Source organism: Streptomyces sp. NPDC014623 (assembly GCF_043088245.1).
Taxonomy (GTDB): Bacteria; Actinomycetota; Actinomycetes; order Streptomycetales; family Streptomycetaceae; genus Streptomyces.
In genome coordinates this window covers 297748-311200 of the sequence record NZ_JBIBZU010000002.1, presented here as the reverse complement: position 1 = coordinate 311200, position 13453 = coordinate 297748, and the positions used below count along the sequence as shown (strand labels likewise).

13 protein-coding genes, 2 tRNA genes and 1 pseudogene are annotated in these 13453 nt (G+C 73.0%); 8 read left to right on the top strand and 8 right to left on the bottom strand.

Going from position 1 to position 13453, the window contains the following annotated elements:
* Window positions 1–162: 162 nt before the first annotated feature.
* From ACF1FZ_RS05425 to ACF1FZ_RS05410, 4 genes are all read left to right on the top strand, one after another.
* Entirely contained in the window at window positions 163–1032 is an 870-nt protein-coding gene (locus ACF1FZ_RS05425) for a hypothetical protein (protein WP_391772043.1), read from the top strand.
* A 143-nt stretch (window positions 1033–1175) separates the two neighbouring features.
* Complete coding sequence (locus ACF1FZ_RS05420; RefSeq protein ID WP_391772042.1) at window positions 1176–1970, top strand: HAD-IIA family hydrolase; 795 nt, start codon at window positions 1176–1178, stop codon at window positions 1968–1970.
* A 66-nt stretch (window positions 1971–2036) separates the two neighbouring features.
* Window positions 2037–2600 carry a hypothetical protein gene (locus ACF1FZ_RS05415; protein ID WP_391772041.1) on the top strand — a complete coding sequence of 188 codons (564 nt, stop codon included), beginning with the start codon at window positions 2037–2039 and terminating at the stop codon, window positions 2598–2600.
* 1 nt (window position 2601) lies between these two features.
* On the top strand, window positions 2602–3273 hold the full coding sequence (locus tag ACF1FZ_RS05410; protein WP_391772040.1) for a class F sortase: 672 nt from the start codon (window positions 2602–2604) through the stop codon (window positions 3271–3273).
* Window positions 3274–3325: 52 nt separating this feature from the next.
* On the opposite strand, the gene ACF1FZ_RS05405 is transcribed toward ACF1FZ_RS05410, so the two are convergent.
* Window positions 3326–3399: transfer RNA gene (locus ACF1FZ_RS05405), tRNA-Lys, on the bottom strand.
* Between the two features lie 166 nt (window positions 3400–3565).
* On the opposite strand from ACF1FZ_RS05405, the gene ACF1FZ_RS05400 reads away from it, so the two are divergent.
* From ACF1FZ_RS05400 to ACF1FZ_RS05390, 3 genes are all read left to right on the top strand, one after another.
* The gene (locus ACF1FZ_RS05400) at window positions 3566–4843 is read left to right on the top strand and encodes a peptidoglycan-binding protein (protein ID WP_391772039.1); all 1278 of its coding nucleotides are present in this window, start codon (window positions 3566–3568) and stop codon (window positions 4841–4843) included.
* 37 nt (window positions 4844–4880) lie between these two features.
* The gene (locus tag ACF1FZ_RS05395) at window positions 4881–6680 is read left to right on the top strand and encodes an SPFH domain-containing protein (RefSeq protein ID WP_391772038.1); all 1800 of its coding nucleotides are present in this window, start codon (window positions 4881–4883) and stop codon (window positions 6678–6680) included.
* A gap of 166 nt (window positions 6681–6846) precedes the next feature.
* Window positions 6847–7437, top strand: a complete 591-nt coding sequence (locus ACF1FZ_RS05390) for a lytic polysaccharide monooxygenase (RefSeq protein ID WP_391772037.1) — start codon at window positions 6847–6849, stop codon at window positions 7435–7437.
* Between the two features lie 75 nt (window positions 7438–7512).
* Here ACF1FZ_RS05390 and ACF1FZ_RS05385 read toward each other — a convergent pair.
* The 7 genes and pseudogenes from ACF1FZ_RS05385 to ACF1FZ_RS05355 form a co-directional block, all read right to left on the bottom strand.
* Window positions 7513–7586, bottom strand: a tRNA-Lys gene (locus tag ACF1FZ_RS05385).
* Window positions 7587–7767: 181 nt separating this feature from the next.
* A pseudogene (locus ACF1FZ_RS05380) lies at window positions 7768–8062 on the bottom strand (IclR family transcriptional regulator); the annotation flags it as partial.
* Window positions 8063–8123: 61 nt separating this feature from the next.
* On the bottom strand, window positions 8124–8957 hold the full coding sequence (gene ehuA / locus ACF1FZ_RS05375; RefSeq protein WP_391772036.1) for an ectoine/hydroxyectoine ABC transporter ATP-binding protein EhuA: 834 nt from the start codon (window positions 8955–8957) through the stop codon (window positions 8124–8126).
* Window positions 8947–9588: an ectoine/hydroxyectoine ABC transporter permease subunit EhuD gene (ehuD, locus tag ACF1FZ_RS05370; RefSeq protein ID WP_391772035.1), complete on the bottom strand. Its 642-nt coding sequence runs from the start codon at window positions 9586–9588 to the stop codon at window positions 8947–8949. Before ehuD ends, ehuA begins: the two co-directional genes overlap by 11 nt.
* Window positions 9585–10319, bottom strand: a complete 735-nt coding sequence (gene ehuC / locus ACF1FZ_RS05365) for an ectoine/hydroxyectoine ABC transporter permease subunit EhuC (protein WP_391772034.1) — start codon at window positions 10317–10319, stop codon at window positions 9585–9587. The genes ehuD and ehuC overlap by 4 nt, the downstream gene beginning before the upstream one ends.
* A 21-nt stretch (window positions 10320–10340) precedes the next feature.
* Window positions 10341–11243 (bottom strand): ectoine/hydroxyectoine ABC transporter substrate-binding protein EhuB, encoded by a 903-nt coding sequence (gene ehuB / locus ACF1FZ_RS05360; protein WP_391772033.1) that lies wholly within the window; start codon window positions 11241–11243, stop codon window positions 10341–10343.
* Between the two features lie 218 nt (window positions 11244–11461).
* On the bottom strand, window positions 11462–12421 hold the full coding sequence (locus ACF1FZ_RS05355; protein WP_391772032.1) for a D-2-hydroxyacid dehydrogenase: 960 nt from the start codon (window positions 12419–12421) through the stop codon (window positions 11462–11464).
* A 207-nt stretch (window positions 12422–12628) separates the two neighbouring features.
* Between ACF1FZ_RS05355 and ACF1FZ_RS05350 the strand changes: the two genes are divergently transcribed.
* Entirely contained in the window at window positions 12629–13393 is a 765-nt protein-coding gene (locus tag ACF1FZ_RS05350) for a decarboxylase (RefSeq protein WP_391772031.1), read from the top strand.
* Window positions 13394–13453: the final 60 nt, after the last annotated feature.

The window sequence follows — 13453 nt, the reverse complement described above, 5'->3', positions numbered from 1 at the left end:
ACGCCGCCCGAACGGGCGGTGCACACCGTCGGCAGGTGGCGGCCCCTCGCGCGCGCGTGGCAGCGTCACGGACTGAGACCGACCGGCACACAGGGGCAGCGCCGCCGCGACAACCGGTGGCTCTCCGCCCCGGCCGTACGCGAGCAGCGAAGGGTGCCCCCCATGCCCACCAGACCCCCCGCACGGCTGCGCGACGGCCGCGCCCTGGCCCGTCTCGGACTGGCCGCCGGACTGGTCGTCCCCGCCGGCCTCCTCGGTGTCCCGGCCGCCATCGCCGTCCCCGTCACCGCCCCCGCCGCGACCGGGACCGTGGCCGTCACCGGCCCGGAGCTGCCCACCTGCGGTGATCCGGACGGCGAGCACTTCCCCATCGAGACACGGATCCACGGCGGCCCCGACATCTATGCCTCCGGCGGCGGCTACGGGACCTGGTACCTCGACCTGACGAACACCACCTCCGGGGCGTGCCGCTCCATCCACCCCGTCCTGGTGCTCACCGACGAGGACCGGACCCTGGCGGCCGAGCAGATCCAGCTGGAGTTCACCGAGCGGGCGCACCCCGGCGAGGAACACCGGGTCAGCTGGGAGTCCACCGAGCGCGACGAGCAGATCGGCGTGTTCGGCAGCGGGGAGCAGGACGACTTCCCCGGCTTCACCGTCCCCGCGAAGAAGACCGTGACGGTCGAGGTCCGGATGGCGTTCACCTCCGACACCCGGCCCGCAGAGGTCACGGCGCGCGCCGCCGTCGTCCAGCGCCGCACCGCCGGGAGTGACGCCGGACAGGCGGGCGAGGCGGCCGACGGGGACTGGGTGGGGGAGTCGGCCGCGTACTCCTTCGCCATCGTCGAGGGCGGCCCCGAAGCGCCCGAGGACACCGAGGCCGTGCCGGACGCGGAGGGCGCCCACGTGCCCGGCCTCGCCCGCACCGGCCAGGCCCGCACCCTGTGGGCCGGTCTCACGTCCGGGGCGCTCGTCCTCGCCGGGGCCGCGGCCGTGATCCACGCCCGGCGGCTGCGCGGCGGCCACCACTGAGCCGGTGGCACGGGTGCCGCGTGATCGGCCGGTTCCGTGCGGCGGGCGGGGCGGCCTAATATCGGGGCGCCGGCGCTGCACAGTGCGGTGCCGCCGGCGTCCAGCACCCCGAGTGCACAGTGCGTACGGCAGGAGCCCGTCACATGGCAGAGCGCAAGCCGATCGAATCCTGGCTGACCGACATGGACGGCGTCCTCATCCACGAGGGCACACCGATCCCCGGGGCCGACGCCTTCATCAAGCGGCTGCGGGATTCCGGACTGCCGTTCCTCGTCCTCACCAACAACTCCATCTACACCGCCCGCGACCTGCACGCACGCCTCAAGCGCATGGGGCTGGACGTGCCCGTGGAGAACATCTGGACCTCGGCCCTGGCCACCGCCCAGTTCCTGGACGACCAGCGGCCGCGCGGCACCGCGTACGTCATCGGCGAGGCCGGGCTCACCACCGCGCTCCACGACATCGGCTACGTCCTCACCGACCACGAGCCCGACTACGTCGTCCTCGGCGAGACCCGGACCTACAGCTTCGAGGCGCTCACGAAGGCGATCCGGCTGATCAACGGCGGCGCCCGCTTCATCTGCACCAACCCGGACGAGACCGGGCCGTCCGCCGAGGGCCCGCTGCCCGCGACCGGTTCGGTCGCCGCGCTGATCACGAAGGCCACCGGCAAGGCGCCGTACTTCGCGGGCAAGCCGAACCCGCTGATGATGCGGACCGGGCTCAACGCCATCGGCGCCCACTCCGAGACGTCCGCCATGATCGGCGACCGGATGGACACCGACGTGCTCGCCGGCCTGGAGGCGGGGATGCAGACCTTCCTGGTCCTCACCGGCCTGACCACGGAGGCCGACATGGACCGGTACCCCTTCCGGCCCTCCACCGTCGTCGACTCCATCGCGGACCTCGTCGACCTGGTCGACCTGCCGTCGGTGTGACCCGACCGGGCCACAGCGGATGCGGGGTGCCGCCTGACGCGTGAACCTTCCCCCAGGAGGTTTACGATGCGCTCACTGCCCCTCACGTTCTGTGCCGCAGCGGTGGCCGGGACGATGACCCTTCCCGCGTACGCCGCGCAGGCCGCCCCCGAGGCCGGCCACTCCAGGGACGGCCGGAGCTCCGGGCCGGCTCCGGCCGCCCCGTCCCGTGTCCCGCCGGGCGGGGAGGTGGAACTCCGGGGCGGTGTCTGCGGCAAGGGCGGGCCGGCCCGGGGCGACTCCGAGGCGTCCGTCTCCGGGGTGCGCTTCCGGCCGGGCGGCGACAGGGACCTCGTCGCCGGCGCCCGGATCCGGCCCGGCGCCGCCCCCGGCGGCCACGAGGCCCGGGTGACCTGCGAGGACGGCCACGGCCGGGCCGTGGGCACGGTCGCCGTCGTCCCTCGCGGCCGCCCCTCGCCCGTCGCCCCCGTACGGGCCGGCGGCGGAGGCACCGCGATGCTCGCCGAGGAGACCGCGGCCGACGAGGGCCCCGGTACCCGGCACGCGGTGAGCGGGTTCGCGCTGGGCGCCGTCGCGGCCGTCACCGTCGCGTTCCGCGGCGTGCGACGCCGCCGCCGGGCCCGGCACTGACGTGGCCGCCCCGGAGCGTCCCGCCGGGACAGGACGCCTGCTGACCGGCGTCGCATGGGCCGTTCTCCTGCTGGGACTGTGGGTGTGGGGCCGTGCGGCCACCGTCGGCCACTCGGCCCCGACGACCGGTGACGTGGCGGCGGTCGGCCGGCCCCTGGGCGTGCCGCTGCCCCCGGCGCACGACCCGCTCGACGGCGCCGTGCCGCAGCGGGTCGAGATCCCCTCCCTCGGCATCGAGGCGACCGTCGTGCGGCGCGGACTGGACGCCGAGGGGGCGATCGAACCCCCGCCGTTCGAGACGCCCGGCGCCGTCGGCTGGTACGCCGAGGGCACGGAACCCGGCGCGGAGGGAACGGCGCTCCTCGTCGGCCACGTCGACACCGGGACGGAACCCGCCGTCTTCCACGCGCTCAGCACCGCGCGGCCGGGCGAGAAGGTCCGGGTGAGCCGGGCCGACGGGAGGACCGCCGAATTCACCGTCGACGACGTCCAGGTCCTCACCCGGGAACGCTTCGACGCGCAGAAGGCCTACGGGCCGCGCGAGGACGGGCGGGCCGAGCTCCGGCTGATCACCTGCGGCGGTACGTACGACCGCGAGGCCCGCGCCTACACGGCCAACGTCGTCGTCTCCGCGTATCTGACGGCGGCGCCCCGGAGCGACGCCCGCACCTGAACGCACAAGAGCGAGGCCCCCTCACACTCGGTGAGGGGGCCTCGCTGCTGCGTGCGCCGTCAGGGACTCGAACCCCGGACCCGCTGATTAAGAGTCAGCTGCTCTAACCAACTGAGCTAACGGCGCCTGCTGACCTGGAAAACATTACCTGATGCGCAGGGGTGCTCCTGACCAATTCTCCTCCGCCACGGCCTGTCGGATGGTCGTTTTGTCCCTTTAATCCGTCACCATGGGGCACTCCGGAAAGCTGAGACGCGGAAGATCTGGACGGCTTCCGAGGAAGAGGAGTCGTATGCCTGTGCCGCTCTTCGAAGAGTACGAGCCCGCCGCCGACTGCGGCTGTCCGGGCTGCGCCCGGCGGCGTCGTACGGACGCCGAGCTGCCCGTGCGCGGCGGGCACCCCGCCGCGCACGGCGTGCGGCGGGCGCTGGTGCTGCTCACCGCGGCGGGAATGGCGCTGTCCTGCGGGGCGGGCCAGGCCGCCGCGCACGGTGCGCGGGGTGCCCGTGCCGACACGGTGGCCGATCCGCGGCCGGTCACCCCGCAGGGCCCGGCGGGCCCCCTGCGCGACGGCGGAGCCCCGCAGCCGTCCCCCGTACCCGGCACGGCGTCGCGCACGACGACCCGGGCCGAGATCGTCGAGCGTGCGCAGGCGTGGGTGACGGCGAAGGTCCCGTACGACATGACGGCGTACCGGCAGGACGGATACCGGCAGGACTGCTCCGGCTTCGTGTCCATGGTGTGGGGCCTCGGCGCGAACGAGTGGACCGGCAGCCTCGCCCGCTTCGGGACGGAGATCGCCCGGACCGACCTGGAGCCCGGCGACATCCTCCTCTTCCACGATCCGGCCGACCCGGGGCCGGGATCGCACGTCACGGTCTTCGGCGGCTGGGCCGGCAGCACGCGCGGCCACTACCTCGCGTACGAGCTGGCCCGCCCGCACGCGCGCAAGGTGACGATGCCGATGGCGTACTGGAGCGACTCCTCGAAATACGTGGCCTACCGCTACAAGGGCGTCGTCAGCGGCACGGGCGGGAGCGGCGCGGCGAGCCCGTTCCCCGGGGCCGCGGCGTTCGGTCCGGGCACGGACAACGCGTACGTGACCCGGCTCGGGCGGCTCCTCGTCGCGCAGGGCGGCGGGCGCTTCCACGAGGAGGGCGCCGGGCCGCGCTGGAGCGACGCGGACAGGCGGGCGACGCGGGCGTTCCAGCTGGCGCAGGGGTGGAGGGGCGGGGACGCGGACGGCATCCCCGGCCCGGAAACCTGGAAGCTGCTGGTCACGGGCACCGGGCACAGGATCCCCGCTGCCTCCGGCGGCGACGCGGGCGGGCCCGTGGCGTACCCGGGGAGGAGCTACTTCCGGCCGGGTCAGGCAGGTGCCCACGTCGAACGGCTCGGTGCCCGGCTGGTGGAGAAGGGATACGGCACGCACTACGCGGCGGGCCCGGGACCCCGCTGGACGGAGGCGGACCGCCGCAACGTCGAGGCGTTCCAGCGCGCCCAGGGCTGGAGCGGGAGCGCGGCCGACGGACATCCGGGGCCGGAGACGTGGCGGCGGCTCTTCACGTGACGGCGGAAGTGACGGAACGGACATGACGGAGGCGGACATGCGATTCATCGAGGATGTACGGGGCGAATGGGACGAGCTGGGCGAGCGGGGCGCGCGGACGGTCCTGCCCGGACCCGGTGCGGGGGACACGCCGAAGGAGAGGCCGGCCGAGGTGCCGGCCGTGACGGAGACGGGCGGGGCGGGGATGCCGGAGCCCGCCGGCGGGGCGGAGCCGGCGCCCGCGGGGGCCGCGGCGGAGGACGCGCCGGCAGCGGTGGACGCGCCCCCCGCGGTGGAGGACGAGGACATCCCGGCGGACCTGGGGCCCGCCCTGGACGCGGTGGCCGGGGTCGGCCGGACCGCCCCGGCCGGCGGCGGGGTCGTCGACCTGCACCCGCACCTGGACCTGGACTCGGACACGGCCCTGGACGTGGCGGAACCGGACGCGAACACGGGCACGGGCCCGGACGCGGGCCCGGACGCGGACGCGGACGCAGGTACGGAGCCCGAGCCCGTGCGCGCCCCGGAACCGCCGGCGCCGGGCCTGGACCCGACGCCGGGTCCGCTGACACTGCCGGAGGCGGTCGCCGGCATCGGCGCGGAGGCGGGCCCGGCACGGCCCGCCCCGGCGGGTCAGGGGGGCGGGGCGCCGGCTCCCCGGAAGCCCGTGTCCGGCGGGGCCCTGTCGTCCGACGACAGGGAGCTCGCCTCGGTGGCCCTCGCCGTCGGTGCCGCGGACCCGGCCACCTGGCACGGCTCCGGGCACCGGCAGCCCGGCCTCCCCTCCGGGACCACCGCGCCCGTACACCTGTCCCACCGCGACGACGAGCGCGGCGGCAGGCTCACCGGCACGGGCGGCGCAGGCCGCGGTGCCGCGCAGCGGCCCGGTGGCCGCCGTCCGCCCTCGCCGCGGTCCCCCTGGCGGCAGGGCCCCACCCGGCCCGCACCCCTCGCCGACCCCCGGCTCACCGAACGGCCCGGCCCCGTGCTGCCCGGCTGGGCCGCGCTGCTCACCGCTGCCGCCGGGACGGCCGGCGCACTCGCCGTGCTGTGGTGGCAGGGCGCGCTGCCCGCCGCCGTGACCGGCCGGCTCGGGCTCGGGGAGGGCCGGCACCACGGCATCGGCACCGAGGGCTGGGCCCTGCTCGCGCTGTCGGCGGCCGTGGCGCTGTTCGCGCTCCACGGCCTGGGGCGTGGCCGGGCCGGACACGCCTCGGTGCTGACGCTCTTCGGCGACTACCGCGGCAGCGTCCGGCGCACCGGCCTCCTGTGGATCTCCCCGCTCCTGCGGCGCCGGAGGGTCGACGTACGCCTGCGGCACTGGCGCAGTGAGCCGCTGCCCGCCGTGGACGCGAGCGGCACCGCGCTGCGGGCCGTGGTCCTCGTGGTCTGGCGGGTGACGGACACCGCGCGGGCCACGCTCGGTGTCGCGGACCACGAGCGGTATCTGCGCGACCAGGTGGAGGCCGCACTGGCCCGGGTGCTCTCGCAGCTGCCCGCCGACGCCTTCCACGAGGAGACCCGCACCCTGCGGGACGCGGAGGCGGTGGGTGACGCGCTGACCCGCATGGTGAAGGCGGACTGCGTGCCCGTGGGCATCGAGGTGTACTCCGCGCAGCCGACCGGGATCGAGTACGCCCCCGAGGTCGCGGCGGCGATGCAGCGGTGCCGGGTGGCGGCCATCGACGCGAAGCACCGGGACGGGGTGCTGACCTCCGTGATCGACGCGGTGGACGACACGGTCGGCCGGCTGACGGCACGCGGCATCGTGGAGCTCGACGACTACGAACACAAGTCCCTGGTCAGGGATCTGACGGTGGCTTTCTACACCGGCCGGAGCGGCGGGGAGAGGGTCTGACCGCTTCCGGCCGCACGGGAGTGCGCGCGAAACCCGGTCCACATTGGTCTGGACATGTTCATGTCGCGTCAATAATCTGGACTTGGTCTAGACCGCACAGTGAGGCGCGCAGCACGGCTCAGAACATCCCCAGAACATCCCCCACGTTCTCGAGGAGCGACACAGCATGCGGAAAAGGGCAAGCGCGGCCGTCATCGGCCTGGCGATAGCGGGCGTCTCCATGTTCGCGACCGGCAGCGCCAGCAGCCACGGCTACACGGATTCCCCCATCAGCCGGCAGAAGCTCTGTGCCAACGGCACCGTCTCCGGCTGCGGCAACATCCAGTGGGAGCCGCAGAGCGTCGAGGGGCCCAAGGGCTTCCCGGCGGCAGGACCGGCGGACGGCAGGATCTGCGCCGGCGGGAACAGCGGTTTCGCTCAGCTCGACGACCCCCGGGGCGGCAACTGGCCCGCCACCCAGGTCACCGCGGGGCAGGGCTACAGCTTCCGCTGGCAGTTCACCGCCCGGCACTCCACGAGTGACTTCCGCTACTACATCACCAAGAACGGCTGGGACTCCACCAAGCCGCTCACCAGGGCGGCCCTGGAGTCGCAGCCGTTCATGACGGTGCCGTACGGGAACCAGCAGCCCCCGGCGACGCTGACCCACCAGGGCTCGATGCCCACCCAGAAGACGGGCAAGCACGTCATCCTGGCGGTCTGGAACGTCGCCGACACCGCCAACGCGTTCTACGCGTGCTCCGACGTGAAGTTCTGATCGAGCGCGGCACGAGGCACGGCACGAACACAGTGGGCGGTCTCCTCGGAGGGAGACCGCCCACTGTGGTGTCGGTGCGCCGTCAGGGACTCGAACCCCGGACCCGCTGATTAAGAGTCAGCTGCTCTAACCAACTGAGCTAACGGCGCCTGCTGACTCGAAAATAATACCTGGTCCTCAGGGGTGCTGATGACACGCGCCCACGAGGGCCGGGAACGCCCGCCGGAACGCGCGGTCCCGCCCCTGACCTGCGGGTCCGCGCCTCACATGTGTACCGAGCGGGGGAGCGCCGGGGCCACTCGCCCGCGGCGTCCGCGGACCCGCACCGGCTCAGGGGGGCAGCGGCAGGAGGACCGGCGCCGCACGCCGGTCCGGCGTGGCGGCTGCCGCCCCGCAGCCGGTGCGCGTGCCCGATCGGCAGGGAGAGGGCCAGGCACCCGGCCGAGGAGCCCGCCGTCAGCGGCACGGCCGCGCACGCCGTGCCCATGGCGTACTCCCACAGGTCGAGCACCGGCGCCGCGGCCGGCCGGCTGTCCGGCTTCGAGAAGAGCACCTTCCCGCTCGTGATCGTCCGCGAGGTCAGCCGTGCGATCCGGTGCCGGGGGAGGCGGCCGCGCCGGCCCCGTCGGCCGGGGCGTGTCCGTCCGGCATGCACCGGAGCCGTCGGCGTCACGCCGACGGCGTGGTCACAGCACCGCGTTGAGGAATTCGCGCGTCCGTTCGTGTTCGGGGTCGGTGAACATCTTCTCCGGCGTCCCGGACTCCACGACCCGTCCCGCGTCGAACATCAGGACCTTCTTGGACACGTCACGGGCGAAATTCATCTCGTGGGTCACGCAGAGCATGGTGATGTCGGTGGTCCTGGCGATGTCGCTCAGCAGCTCCAGCACCCCGGCGACGAGTTCGGGGTCGAGCGCCGACGTCACCTCGTCGAGGAGCAGGATCTCCGGCCGCATCGCCAGTGCGCGCGCGATCGCCACCCGCTGCTGCTGGCCGCCGGAGAGCTGGGAGGGGTGTGCGTCGACCTTCCCGGAGAGCCCGACCAGGTCGAGCAGTTCGCGGGCCCGCCCCTCCGCCAGCTCACGGTCCATGCCGAGGACGTTGACCGGCGCCTCGGTGATGTTCTGGAGCACCTTCATGTTCGGGAAGAGGTTGAACTGCTGGAAGACCATCCCGATCTTCTTCCGGGACTCACGCAGCTGCTTCTCGCCCGCCGGCTTCAGTGAGCCGTCCGGCCTGCGCACGTGGGACAGCGGCGAGCCGTCCACCCAGATCACGCCGTCGCTGACCTTCTCCAGCGTCATCAGCAGCCGCAGGATGGTGGTCTTGCCGGAGCCGCTCGGCCCGATCAGCGTGACGTGCTCGCCGCGCCGCACGGTGAAGTCGAGTTCGTCCAGGACCACGTGGTCGCCGTAGCGCTTGACGACCTTGTCGAAGCGCACCAGCGGCTCCACACCGGTCGTCCCGGTGGCCGGAGCCCGGTCCGCGGGTTCCTTCAGGGGGGCAGGGTCAGTGGCCAAGGCGCTTCTCCAGCTTTCTCATCAGCAGCGAGGTGGGGTAGCTCGCGACCAGGAAGACCAGTCCCGCGAGCGTGAATGCCTCGGTGTACGCGAAGTGGTCGGCTCCGTACTTCCGGGCCTCGAAGACCATCTCCTGCACGGTGATCACGGCGAGGAACGGGGTCTCCTTGAACATCGAGACGGCGTAGTTGCCGAGGGCGGGCAGCACGTTGCGCACCGCCTGCGGCAGGATCACCGCCTGCCAGGTGCGCCGCGGGGACATCGAGAGCGCCCGGCAGGCCTCCCACTGGCCCTTGGGCACACCGTCGATCCCGGCCCGGTACACCTCGGAGGTGTAGGTGGCGTAGTGGACGCCCAGGACCACGATGCCGATGGTCAGGGGCTCCACCGAGGTGAAGACGGCCGCCGCGCCGACCAGCTGGACCAGCAGCGGGGTGGAGCGGATGAACTCCATCACCGCCTTCACGGGCACGGTCACGAGGCGGGACGGCGCCCGCCCGGCCACGGCGATCGCCAGGCCGAGCACCGCGGCCACGAGCGTGCCGAGCACGGTCGCGAGCAGGGTGACCCGGAATCCTTCGAGCAGCAGGGGGAGGGCGTCTTCGACGGCCTCCCGGTCGAATGTGTTCACCGGGCGCCTCCGGCCGTCGGGACGGGCTCCGCACTGCGTGTCCTCAGCAGGCTCCTGGTGCCGGTGTGCAGGCCGAGCCGCCGCTTGGCGGCCCGCTCCAGCAGGTTCATCAGCAGGGTCAGCGCGTAGGCGAGGACGAAGTAGACGGCCAGCAGCGTCAGATAGGCGGTGAGGCTCTCACCCGTGCGGTCGCGGATCTGCTGGATCACGGTCATCAGGTCGGCCGCGGAGATCAGCCAGAGCAGCGGTGTGCACTTCAGCAGCTGGATCAGGAGGTTGGTGAAGGACGGGATCATCTGGACCCAGGCCTGGGGGAGGATCACTTTCCGCATCCGGTGGAAGGGCGTCATGTTCAGTGCCACCGCCGCCTCGTACTGGGCGCGCGGCACGGAGTTGACCGCGCCCCGCACGACCTCGGAGCCGTACGCCCCGTAGTTCAGGCCGAAGGCGACGACACCGCAGAGCATGGGCGTCAGTTCGTAGCCCGTCAGCTGCGGCATCGCGTAGTAGAGCCAGAACAGCTGGATGTAGAGCGAGGTGCCGCGGAAGAACTCCACGACGGTCCGGGAGACCCCCCGCACCAGGAGCAGTCCGCTGCCTGCGGCCAGGCCGAGGACGAACGACAGGAGCAGGGCGAACAGGGCGCCCAGGACAGTGGCCTGCAGCGTCACCCACAGGCCGGACCCGACCTGGGGGAACTCGTCGAGGAGTGTGGAGAAGAAGTCACTCATACGGTGTGTGCTCCGCCCTCGTCAGCCCTTGCACAGGTCGGCTGTCCTGAGCGTGGCCGGCGGGATCTCCGTGGCACCGAAGCCGTAGTCCCGCAGCAGCTCCACGTAACGGGACCGGTCCGAGACGATCTTCTTCAGCTCGCGGTTGAAGGCGTCCCGCAGATCCTCGTTGCCCTGACGGAACACCGCGCCGCCCGGTGAGAACTGCTTCTTGCCGTTCAGCTCGGGGACGAAGGCCTCGGTGACCTCGGTGTCCGGGTTGGTCTTCGCGAGCCAGCGCAGCGAGATGCCGGTGAGCAGGAAGGCGTCGATCCGGCCGCCCTTGACGGCGTCCGCACCGTCCTGCGGCTTCTGCAGCGTCTTGATCTTCCCCTCGGCGATGCCCGCGCCCTCGGCGTACGAGCCCTCCACCGCCCCGGACATCACGCCGACGGTGGCCCCCGCGGTCTTCGCGGAGGCCAGGTCCGTGAGCTTCTTCGGGTTGCCCTTCCGTACCATCAGGGCGGTGGGGGAGATGAACTCCGGTTCCGAGAAGAGGGCGTTGGCGCAGCGCTCGGGAGTGATGGCCATGCCCGCGCTGACCACGTCGTACTTGCCCGCCTGCAGGCCGGGGACGAGGCCGTCCCACTCCGAGAGGGTGGGCTTCAGCTCGTCGACTCCGAGCGCCTTGAATATCTCCCGGTGCAGGGTGGGGGCCTCACCCTTGAGCTCCTTGCCCTCCATGTAGCCGTACGGGGCCTCGTTGGCGTACGCGACCCGCACGAAACCCTGCTTGCGGAGCTTGTCGAGCGCGCCCTCGCCGTCGGCGGCGCCCGCGTCGGTCTTGCTGCAGGCGGAGAGCAGACCGGGGACGACGAGCAGACCTCCCACGGCTGCCGTTCGATTGAAGAAGCTCCGACGGGACAGGTGAGGGAAGTCAGCCATGGTTCGAGGTCTCCTGGAGAGATGAGGGTGCCGAACAGTCCGGACAGGGTGAGTACCTGCCCGATCCAGGACTCCTATGCAGCAAGCGGCTCCATGTAACCGAACGGTGGCCGGAGGGTGACCTTCCCGTATCTCCTCATCGGCGGAGGGCGACGGCCGGTGCGCGGGGCGTGTCTCCCGCCGTCCAGCGGTTCATGACCGGCCGTCATGCCGAGGTGTCAGGCGGAGGCGTCCGGGGAGGGCACGTAACCGCGTGCGGTGTCCACGATGTGGGGGAGCGGCTCACCGGCTGCCCAGCGCTCGTACATCGAGACGAACTGCTCGCCCAGGCGGTCCCGCCAGCCGGCCGTGTCCCCGCTCATGTGCGGGGAGACCAGCAGGCCCGGCACGTCCCACAACGGGCTGGACGGGCCCAGCGGTTCCTCCTGGAACACATCGAGCGCCGCGCCCGCGATCCAGTGCCTGCGCAACGCGTCGGCCAGGTCCTCCTCGACGGTCAGCGGACCGCGCCCCACGTTGACGAAGTGGGCGGACGGCTGGAGCAGCCCGAAGAAGCGCGCGTCGAACATCCCGCGCGTGGCGTCCGTCAGGGGGGCCGCGCCGATCACCCAGTCCGCACCGGCCGCCAGCCGGTCCAGGTCCTCGACGCCGTGGACCGTGCGCCGTGCCGTACGCCCCACGAGCGCCACCTGGACGCCCAGTCCGTGCAGCAGCCGCATGATCTCCCGCCCGACGGGACCCGCTCCGACGACCACCGCGCGACTGCCGGCGAGTGCCCGGGTCTCCCGGTGGCGCCACCGGTGCTGCCGCTGGAGCTCCAGGGTGCGCGGAAGGTCCTTCGCGAAGGCGAGCACCAGCCCCGCGACGTACTCGGCGACGGGCAGCTCGAACACACCCCGGGCGTTGGTGACGACGGTGGGGGAGGCGGCCAGCTCCGGGCAGAGCAGCCGGTCCACCCCGGCGCTCGCCGTGTGCACCCAGCGGGGGCGCGGCCCGTCGCCCGGCCAGGCCTCGCGGACGGCGTCGGAGGTGAAGTCCCAGACGAGCAGCACGTCCGCGTGCGGCAGCTGCCCGGCCAGCGTCCGCTCGTCGGCGTACCGGACGGTGGCCCGGCCGGTCAGCCGGCCCAGGCGCGGTGACGGGTCGGTGTCCAGGACGAGGATCACGGGAGTGGTCATCAGGACCGACCACGTTGGCACCGGGGCGCACGCCCGTCAACAGGGCCTGGCGCCCTCGGGGAAAACCGCTGGTCACCGCTGTCGCGGGCGGCGGTACGGGCCGATAAGGGGAATACTTGTCCCAGGCAGGGGCAGCGGTGACAGAAGTGCCGGCAGGACATCCGGACGGATGCCGGCAGGACATCCGGACACCCCGGAAGGATGGACATGACGACCGTAGGACTTCTCTACCCGGGCCACGCCGCGGAGGACGACTTCCCGCGGATCGAGGTCATGCTCGACAGCGACATCAGAGTGCCGCTCTTCCACACGGACATCGACGAGGACGCCCGCCGGGCCGAGAACCTGAGGGCGGCAGGCGCGCCCGAGCGCCTGAACGCCGGTGTCGAGGAACTGCGGATGGCCGGCGCCGAATCGCTGGTCTGGGCCTGTTCGGGCGGCAGCTTCGCCTACGGCTGGGACGGGGCGCACGAGCAGGCCGCAGGGCTGGCCAGGGCGGCCGGCCTGCCCGCCTCCAGCACGTCCGTCGCCTTCGTCCACGCGGTACGCGAACTGGGCGCCTCCCGGGTCGCGGTCGCCGCGACCTACTCCGAGGACATCGCCGCGCTCTTCGCCGGCTTCCTGGAGTCCGGAGGGGTCGGGGTGACCTCCGTCCGGGGCGGCGGCATCGTCACGGCGTCGCAGGCCGCCGCCGCCGACGTGGACCTCGTGAAGGAACTGGCCGTGGCGGGGGACCACCCGGACGCCGAGGTGGTGCTGCTCCCCGACAACGCGCTGCACACCGCCGCGCACGTGCCCGAGCTGGAGGAACTCCTCGGCAAGCCGGTCCTCACCGCCAACCAGGTGGCGGTCTGGGAAGGACTCCGGCTGGCCGAGCGCCGCATCTGGGCCCCCACCCTCGGCACCCTGTTCGCCACGCGGGAGCCGCCGCCGGGGGCGACCGAACCCCGGGGCATCGAGGTGCGGGAGTGAGGGCCGGGGCAGTCCCCGGGGAATAAGCGGAGCCATCCTCCTGTTGGCATCCTCCGGTAC

Coding starts and splice junctions, on each gene's coding strand:
- ACF1FZ_RS05425 (WP_391772043.1), top strand. CDS start 163: ATGCCCACCAGACCCCCCGCACGGCTGCGCGACGGCCGCGCCCTGGCC.
- ACF1FZ_RS05420 (WP_391772042.1), top strand. CDS start 1,176: ATGGCAGAGCGCAAGCCGATCGAATCCTGGCTGACCGACATGGACGGC.
- ACF1FZ_RS05415 (WP_391772041.1), top strand. CDS start 2,037: ATGCGCTCACTGCCCCTCACGTTCTGTGCCGCAGCGGTGGCCGGGACG.
- ACF1FZ_RS05400 (WP_391772039.1), top strand. CDS start 3,566: ATGCCTGTGCCGCTCTTCGAAGAGTACGAGCCCGCCGCCGACTGCGGC.
- ACF1FZ_RS05395 (WP_391772038.1), top strand. CDS start 4,881: ATGCGATTCATCGAGGATGTACGGGGCGAATGGGACGAGCTGGGCGAG.
- ACF1FZ_RS05390 (WP_391772037.1), top strand. CDS start 6,847: ATGCGGAAAAGGGCAAGCGCGGCCGTCATCGGCCTGGCGATAGCGGGC.
- ehuC (WP_391772034.1), bottom strand. CDS start 10,319: ATGAGTGACTTCTTCTCCACACTCCTCGACGAGTTCCCCCAGGTCGGG.
- ehuB (WP_391772033.1), bottom strand. CDS start 11,243: ATGGCTGACTTCCCTCACCTGTCCCGTCGGAGCTTCTTCAATCGAACG.
- ACF1FZ_RS05355 (WP_391772032.1), bottom strand. CDS start 12,421: ATGACCACTCCCGTGATCCTCGTCCTGGACACCGACCCGTCACCGCGC.
- ACF1FZ_RS05350 (WP_391772031.1), top strand. CDS start 12,629: ATGACGACCGTAGGACTTCTCTACCCGGGCCACGCCGCGGAGGACGAC.